Source organism: Burkholderia sp. AU4i (genome assembly GCF_000466765.1).
Lineage (GTDB): Bacteria > Pseudomonadota > Gammaproteobacteria > Burkholderiales > Burkholderiaceae > Burkholderia > Burkholderia cepacia.
On the sequence record NZ_ASSI01000220.1, the window covers coordinates 1 to 8,137 of the forward strand.

Sequence of the window (8,137 nt, forward strand, 5' to 3'; positions counted from 1 at the left end):
CGGCCGCCGCGATCGCACTGCGCGCCGACAAGATCATCTTCCTGACCGAAGCACCCGGCATCGTCGACGACGAAGGCGAGCTGGTGCGAGAAATGTCGCTCGACGCGGCCGCCGAGCTGCTCGATTCCGGCAACGTCCAGGGCGACGACGCGTTCTTCCTGAAGCACTCGATCCGCGCATGCCGCGGCGGCGTGACCCGGGCCCACCTGATCCCGCAGTCGCTCGACGGCAGCATGCTGCTCGAACTGTTCCTGCACGACGGCGTCGGCACGATGATCTCGTACGAGAACCTCGAGAGCCTGCGCGAAGCGACGCCGGACGACGTCGGCGGCATCCTGTCGCTGATCGAGCCGCTCGAGTCGGACGGCACGCTGGTGCGGCGCGGCCGCCACCAGATCGAACGCGACATCGACCACTTCTCGGTGATCGAGCACGATGGCGTGCTGTTCGGCTGCGCGGCGCTGTATCCGTACCAGCAGGAGAAGATCGGCGAGATGGCGTGCCTGACGGTCGCGCCGGAAGCGCAGGGCTCGGGCGACGGCGAACGCCTGCTCAAGCGCATCGAGCAGCGCGCCCGCGCGCGCGGCCTCACGCACATCTTCGTGCTCACGACGCGCACCGAGCACTGGTTCCTCAAACGCGGGTTCGTCAAGGTCAGCGTCGACGACCTCCCCGAAGACCGCCGCAAACTCTATAACTGGCAGCGCAAGTCGCTCGTGCTGATGAAGCAGCTCTGAGCGCAGGCACGACTGCCCTCCCCCCAGTTCGATTACAGGAGAAGTACACGATGGCTCGAATGATTCAATGCGCGAAGCTCGGCAAGGAAGCCGAAGGCCTCGATTTCCCGCCGCTGCCGGGCGAACTCGGCAAGCGCATTTACGAGAGCGTCTCGAAGGAAGCGTGGCAGGGCTGGCTCAAGCAGCAGACGATGCTGATCAACGAGAACCGCCTGAACATGGCCGACCCGCGCGCGCGCCAGTACCTGATGAAGCAGACCGAGAAGTACTTCTTCGGCGACGGCGCGGACCAGGCGTCCGGCTACGTGCCGCCGACGGAAGGCTGATGATGCGATGCGCGCGGCCGGCAGCCTGCCGGCTGTGTGCTCCGGGAAAGACGGCACCGTGTTTCGCACGGTGCCGTTTTCTTTTGGCGACATGCGCTCGGGGCGTTCCCGCCTCCCGCGCGGCGGCATGGCATGCCGCTCAGCCGGCCGGCTTCAGCGCGCCGCCGTCGCCCGGCTGCGCGCTCCCGTCGGCCGCGGGTGCCGCGCTGCCGCCTTCGGTGCCCCATTCGGCCGCATCGCTGCATTCGGCGGTCGACAGTTCGTCCGCGCGATACCCGGTGCGATTCAGCAGCGCGAGCATGCAGACGAGCGACACGAGCGCGTAAAGCCCCGACGCGACCGCGACGCCGACGATGCTGCCGGTCGTGTTGAGGATCGCCTGCGCGAGCACGGGCGTGCCGCCGCCGACGACGAGCGCGCTCAGCTGATACGCGAGCGACAGGCCCGTGTAGCGGATGTTCGCCGGGAACACGCGCGCGAGCACGCCGCCGACCGCGCCGTAGAACATCGCCGACGGAATCGTCGAGATGCACATGCCCGCGACGGCGACCCAATACGAACGCGTCGCGAGCGCATGGAACATCACCGGCATCAGCACGATTTCCGGAATCAGGATCCAGCACATCGCGCGGCGCATGTCGACCTTCGACACGAACCACGCGCCGACCGGCTGCATCAGGAACTGCACGACGAGCGAGATCGACAGGATGCCGAGGAACGTGCCCTGCGCGTAGCCGAGCTCCTTCGTCGCCCACGACAGCGCGAACGTGCTGCGGAAGTACGTGACGTTGATCACCGGCAGCGTGCCGGCCGCGAGCAGCACGACGATCCGGTGATCGCGCACGACGTCGCGCAGCGGCAGCTTCACGGTGCGCTTGCGCGCGAGCACGCGCTGCATGTCGGCCGACTCCTCGAGCTTCAGCCGGATCACCATGCCGATGATCACCAGCACGGCCGACAGCAGGAACGGAATGCGCCAGCCCCACATCAGGAACGACGGTGTCGGCAGCGCGCTCAGCGCGAAAAACGCGGCCGTGGCCAGCAGGTTACCGGTGGGCGAACCCTGCTGCGCGAACGCCGCGTACAGGATGCTGCGATGCTTCGACGCGTTCTCGCTCGCGATCAGCACCGCACCGCCCCACTCGCCGCCGACCGCGATCCCCTGCAGCACGCGCAGCGCGACGAGGCCGGCCGGCGCCCATACACCGATCTGCGCATAACCGGGCAGTAGGCCGATGCCGGTCGTCGCGAGCCCCATCATCACCAGCGTGATCACGAGCGCGGTCTTGCGGCCGACACGATCGCCGAGATGCCCGAACACGATGCCGCCGAGCGGCCGCGCGGCGAAGCCGGCCCAGAACGTGACGAACGCAAGCAGCGTCGCGACGCCGGGATCCATCCTGCTCGAAAAGAACACCTTGCCGAACACGAGCGCCGCGGCGGTGCCGTAAATGTAGAAGTCGTACCACTCGATCGTGGTGCCGACGAACGCCGCGAAGGCGGCACGGCCGGGCCGCGGCTGCGGCTGCGGCTGCGGCTGCGGCTGCGGTTGCGGCCCGGCGGGCGGGGATGGCTGACGGCTCATCGATGTCTCCATGTTTGTGTTTCCGGGGCGCGACTGCCGCGCGCCTTTCCCGGGTGGCCGGCATGGCGCCGCCGGCCGGCGGCGTCGTGTCAGCCGGGAGCTTCCCTCAGCACGCCGGCGTCAAGCAGTTGCTGCTGGAGCGCGGGATCGACGCCGAGGCGATCGAGCACCGCGCGCGTGTCGCCGCCCAGCGCGGGCGGCGGCGAACGATAGGTAGCCGGCGTGCGCGACAACTTCACCGGCGACGCGGTGCCGCGATACGCGCCGATCTCGACGAACAGGTTCCCGTGCAGCGCATGCGGATCGTGCGCGACGTCGGCCACCGTTCGCACCGGCCCGCACGGCACGCCGGCCGCCATCAGGTCGCGCGCGAGCGGTTCGCATGCGTGCGCGGCGAGCCGCGCTTCCAGTTCGGCCTTCAGCTCGGGACGGTGCGCGCAGCGGTTGCGGTTGTCGACGAAGCGTGGATCGCCCGCGAGCGCCGGTACGCCGAGATGCGTGACGAGCCGCGCGAACTGCCGGTCGTTGCCGATCGCGAGGAAGATCGGCACGGTCGCCGTGCGGTAGCTGTCGTATGGCGCGATGTTCGGATGCGCGTTGCCGCTGCGCGCCGGCACGCGCCCCGAACCGAAGAAGTTCGGCAGGTGCGGATGCAGCAGCGACACGCCGCAGTCGTACAGCGCGATGTCGATCGACTGTCCGCGCCCGCTCTTCTCGCGCTCCGCGAGCGCCAGCAGGATGCCCGCGAGCGCATTGAGGCCCGTGACCATGTCGACGATCGGCAGACCGATGCGCGTCGCGTCGCCGTCGCGCTCGCCGTTGACGCTCATCAGCCCCGCCATCGCCTGGATCACCGCGTCGTAGCCGGGCAGCCCGCCGAGCGGGCCCGTTTCGCCGAAGCCCGTCACCGCGCAGTGGATCAGGCGCGGGAAGCGCGGCTGCAGGTCGCGCGCGTAATCCATCCCCCAGCGCGCGAGCGTGCCGGGCTTGAAGTTCTCGACGAGCACGTCGGCCTCTTCGAGCAGGCGCCACAGGATCGCGCGCCCCTCGTCGCGCGACAGGTCGAGCGCGAGCCCTTCCTTGTTGCGGTTCACGCCCATGAAGTACCACGCGGTGTCGCCGAGGAACGGCGGCCCCCAGCCGCGCGTCTCGTCGCCGTCCGGCGGCTCGATCTTGACCACCGTCGCCCCGTGGTCGGCGAGTGCCTGCGTGCAGTACGGGCCGCCGAGCACGCGGCTCAGGTCGACGACCTTCAGGCCGTCCAGTGCGCCATGCGAGGCGGTCATCGTTCGACCTCCGGCAGCAGGTCGAGCGCGGTATCGAGCGCGATGGGCGTGCCGCGCAGCAGCGCGCCGCAGGCGGCGGATTCGTCGTCGCGCGATGCCGGCGCAAGCGGGTCGACCGGCAGCAGCTTGTGGCGCACGACCAGGTGCGCGAGCGCGAGACGCCGGAAATCCGGCGCGAGCCGCGCGCCCTCGCACGCCATCAGAACGGCCGCGCTTGCGTAGTACAGCGCGGACGCGGCCTGCCGCACGCGTGCGTCGTCGCCTTCCGACGCGACCCGCGCAAGCCCGTCGCAGGCGCGCGCGAGGATGCGCCGCAACGCCGCGCGGCTCGCGTCGGGCAGCGGTGCCGCGCCGAGGCGGTCGCCGAGAAAGGTACGCAGCGCGTCGAGCGCCTGCTCGCGCTGCGCGGCCCGTGCGACGTCCAGCGCGACGATGTTGCTCGTGCCTTCCCAGATCGAGCCGAGATGCGCATCGCGCACGATGCGCGCGTCGCTCCATTCCTCGATGTAGCCGGTGCCGCCGCGCACTTCCATCGCATCGCCCGTCACGCGCCGCGCATCGCGGCACGCGCGGAACTTGATCAGCGGCGTCAGGATCCGCACGCAGCGCGCGGCCTGCTCGTCGCCGGCATCGGCCTGCGGCAGCAGCAGCGCGATCTGCATGAACATCGCGCGCGCGGCCTCGGCCGGCAGCAGCATCTTCAGCAACTGGCGCTGCATCAGCGGCATCTCGATCAGCTTGCGGCCGAACGCCTCGCGGTGCGCGGCGACGTGCAGCGCCTCGTTCAGCGCGCGTCGCATCAGCCCCGCCGCGCGCACGCCGTTCGACAGCCGCGACATGTTGATCATGTCGGCCATCTGGTGGAAACCGCGGCCGATCTCGCCGATCAGGAACGCATGCGCGCCTTCGAGCGCGATCTCGCCGCTCGCCATCGACCGGCTGCCGAGCTTGTCCTTCAGGCGCACGATCCGGTAGCGGTTGCGCGTGCCGTCCGGCAGCGTCTTCGGCAGCAGGAACAACGCGAGGCCCTTGATGCCGTCCGGCGCGCCGTCTGGCCGCGCGAGCACCATCGCGAGATCGGCGTCCGCGTTCGAGCAGAACCACTTGTCGCCGGTCAGGCGCCAGACGGTCTCGCCGTGCGCGTCCGTCTCGCGCGTCGCCCGCGTGGTGATCCGGCCGACATCGGAACCTGCCGCCTGCTCGGTCATGAACATCGCGCCCTGGTACAGCGTGTCGAAGTCGCGCGACGCGAGCTTCGGCAGGTAGCGCGCGACGAGCGCCGGATCGCCGAAGCGGCGCAGCGTACGCGTCAGCGAATCGGTCATGCTGACCGGGCAGCACAGCCCGAATTCGGCCTGCACGAACAGGAACGTCAGCGCGTACTTGACGAGCGGCGCAACGGATTCCGCCCCGTGGCTCAACGACGCGAGCCCGAGCTCGGCATACGCGACACGTTCGAGCGCGACATACGCGGGATCCTTGTCGATCCGCTGCACGGCCTCGCCTCGCCGATTGCGGTGTTCGAGCACGGGCGGGTGCTTGTCCGCGCGCGACGCCCATTCGTCGAGTTCGCCCGACACGCGTGCGCCGAGCGCGCGCAGCCGAGGCTCCAGTTCGGCATAGTGCGCGTCGCCGAGATGCAGCTTCAGCAACGCGCCGAGATCGGGATCGACCGTGAAGAAATTGAGGCCCCGGCTGTCGGGGATGTTCGATGCGCCGGCGTCCGGCGTGCGAGCGGTGTCGTTCATGCGTGCGTCTCCTGGGTTGCCTGCACATCGGCTGGCGGGGCGCGCCGCGGCGCCCGGCCAGTCCCGTGCAAAGCCTTCCGCAGAGCGTAGGCGCGCGATCGATAAGCGTCCAATACAGGATTTGTCCGGTACGATAGATACCGCTTATCGATGCCGACGCCGCGAGGAGACACCATGGAACTGAGGCAGTTGCGCTACTTCGTGGCGGTCGCCGAGGAACTGCATTTCGGGCGCGCGGCAAAGCGCCTGTTCATCTCCCAGCCGGCGCTGAGTTTCGATATCCGCAAGTTCGAGGACGCGCTCGGTGTCCAGCTGTTCTCGCGCACCAACAAGACCGTCGCGCTGACCAATGCGGGCGAGGTGCTGCTCGGCGAAGCGCGCCGGCTGCTGCTGCAGGCGGCCGAGGCCGAACGCCTGACGGTGCGCTCCGCGTCGGGTCTCGCGGGACGGCTGCGGATCGGCTTCGTTCATTCGATGCTGTATCGCGGGCTGCCCGATGCGGTGCGGCGTTTCGAAGCCGACTACCCGGGCGTCGAGGTCGTGCTGAGCGAGATGAACACGCACGCGCAGGTGCAGGCGATCCAGCGCGGCCAGATCGATCTCGGCTACGCGCACTGGGGCCACTTCCCGCCCGAGGTCGAATCGGTACCCGTCTATGCGGAACCGTTCGTGTGCTGCCTGCCGGCCGTACATCCGCTCGCGCGGCGCAGGCAGGTCGCGCTTGCCGCGCTGGCCGCGGAACCGTTCATCCTGTTCCCGCGCGAAGCGGCGCCGCACTATCACGACCTGATCATCGCGCAATGCGTGAACGCCGGCTTCAGCCCGCTGATTCGCCACGAAGCGCGGCTGTGGCAGACGATCCTGTCGATGATCGAGTTCGGGATGGGCGTCGCGCTGGTGCCGCGCGTGCTGCAGCAGGCGAAGAGCGACCGGCTCGCATTCCGGCCGCTGAAGGATGCGTCGCTCGAATCGCGCACGCTCGCGCTGAAGCGCAGCGGCACCGCCGAGCCGGTTGCGCTGCGCTTCGCCGACTACGTTCGCGCGTCGATCGACGCACTGCCCGCGCTCGCGGGCTGAGTGCACGGCCGGCTGGCAGGTATTTGCGTGTATCTGAAAAATATTTGCAGAAAGGGCTTTACGAACCCCAAAAGCTCTGACATAATTTGATTCTTCTTTGGGCGGTTAGCTCAGCGGTAGAGCACTGCCTTCACACGGCAGGGGTCACTGGTTCGATCCCAGTACCGCCCACCAAAGAATTCAAGGGCCTGCGTCTCACGACGCAGGCCCTTTTCGTTTTGGCGTCGCGCGTGCTCCGAGCGACGCGGGCGCCATGTCATTCGACGCCCGCGTCCGCACGCAGCTAGCTACCGAGATACCGGCTTACCGTGCGTACCCCACCCGCTGCGCCGTCGCATCGAACGCCCGTTTCGCCTTGTCGACGATCTCGTCGACCTCCGCCTCGCGAATCACGAGCGGCGGCGACAGCAGCATCCGGTCGCCGGTCGCACGCATGATCAGGTTGCCGTTGAAGCAGAAGTCGCGGCAGATCGTCCCGATATCGACGTTCGCACCGAACCGCTCGCGCCGGTTCCGGTCGCGCGCAAGCTGAACGCCTGCCACGAGCCCCGCTCCCGAAATCTCCCCGACGATCGGATGGTCGCCCAGCGCATCGCGCAGCCGGCGCTGGAAGTACGGCCCGATGTCGTTCTTCACGCGCTCGACGATCCCTTCGTCGCGCAGCAGCTTCAGGTTCGCGACCGCGACGGCTGCCGCGACCGGGTGGCCCGAGTACGTGAGGCCGTGATTGAATTCGCCGTTGTCGATGATCGGCCGCGCCACGCGCTCGTGAATGCCGACGGCACCCATCGGCACGTAGCCCGACGTGAGGCCCTTGGCCATCGTGATCAGGTCCGGCTCGAAGCCGAAGTGCTGGTGCGCGAACCATTCGCCGGTACGGCCGAAGCCGCCGATCACTTCGTCGGCCACCAGCAGGATGTCGTACTTGCGGCAGATCCGCTGGATTTCCGGCCAGTACGTCGACGGCGGGAAGATCACGCCACCCGCGCCCTGGAACGGCTCGCCGATGAACGCCGCGACGTTTTCCGCGCCGAGTTCGAGGATCTTCGCCTCGAGCTGCTGCGCGCGGGCCAGGCCGAACGCTTCCGGCGTTTCGCCGGCCGCCGCCTCGCCGAAGAAATACGGCTGGTCGATGTGCACGATGTTCTCGACCTTCGACGGCATCTGCTCGTGCATGTAGCCCATCCCGCCGAGCGTGCCGCCCGCGATCGTCGAGCCGTGGTAGCCGTTCTTGCGCGAGATCACGAACTTCTTCTGCGGCTGGCCCTGCACGCGCCAGTACTGGTGCACGAGGCGCAGCACGGTGTCGTTGCCTTCCGAGCCGCTGTTGCAATAGAAGAAGTGGTTGAAGCCGGCCGGCGTGACTTCCGCGAGCATC

The 8,137-nt window shown here is 68.7% G+C and carries 7 protein-coding genes and 1 tRNA gene; 4 read left to right on the forward strand and 4 right to left on the reverse strand.

From position 1 onward, the window contains the following. Together argA and L810_RS37220 are read left to right on the forward strand one after the other, a co-directional pair. The coding region (gene argA, locus L810_RS37215; protein ID WP_042977822.1) for an amino-acid N-acetyltransferase at nucleotides 1-737 on the forward strand (737 nt) is incomplete at its 5' end. A gap of 50 nt (nucleotides 738-787) precedes the next feature. Then, entirely contained in the window at nucleotides 788-1,063 is a 276-nt protein-coding gene (locus tag L810_RS37220; RefSeq protein WP_006478357.1) for an oxidative damage protection protein, read from the forward strand. A 139-nt stretch (nucleotides 1,064-1,202) separates the two neighbouring features. Here the strand turns inward: L810_RS37220 and L810_RS37225 are convergent, their stop codons facing one another. From L810_RS37225 to L810_RS37235, 3 genes are all read right to left on the reverse strand, one after another. Continuing rightward, nucleotides 1,203-2,648 carry an MFS transporter gene (locus tag L810_RS37225; RefSeq protein WP_081712952.1) on the reverse strand — a complete coding sequence of 482 codons (1,446 nt, stop codon included), beginning with the start codon at nucleotides 2,646-2,648 and terminating at the stop codon, nucleotides 1,203-1,205. An 89-nt stretch (nucleotides 2,649-2,737) separates the two neighbouring features. Next, a complete protein-coding gene (locus L810_RS37230; RefSeq protein WP_021163319.1) occupies nucleotides 2,738-3,934 on the reverse strand; it encodes a CaiB/BaiF CoA transferase family protein in 1,197 nt (398 codons plus the stop codon). Beyond that, the gene (locus L810_RS37235; protein WP_021163320.1) at nucleotides 3,931-5,682 is read right to left on the reverse strand and encodes an acyl-CoA dehydrogenase family protein; all 1,752 of its coding nucleotides are present in this window, start codon (nucleotides 5,680-5,682) and stop codon (nucleotides 3,931-3,933) included. The genes L810_RS37230 and L810_RS37235 overlap by 4 nt, the downstream gene beginning before the upstream one ends. A 174-nt stretch (nucleotides 5,683-5,856) precedes the next feature. On the opposite strand from L810_RS37235, the gene L810_RS37240 reads away from it, so the two are divergent. Together L810_RS37240 and L810_RS37245 are read left to right on the forward strand one after the other, a co-directional pair. Further along, nucleotides 5,857-6,759, forward strand: a complete 903-nt coding sequence (locus L810_RS37240; protein ID WP_021163321.1) for a LysR family transcriptional regulator — start codon at nucleotides 5,857-5,859, stop codon at nucleotides 6,757-6,759. Nucleotides 6,760-6,858: 99 nt separating this feature from the next. Further along, nucleotides 6,859-6,933 (forward strand) — tRNA-Val (locus L810_RS37245). Nucleotides 6,934-7,062: 129 nt separating this feature from the next. Here L810_RS37245 and L810_RS37250 read toward each other — a convergent pair. Then, nucleotides 7,063-8,137, reverse strand: a 1,075-nt coding sequence (locus tag L810_RS37250) for an aminotransferase (protein ID WP_021163322.1), incomplete at its 5' end; no start/stop codon positions are given.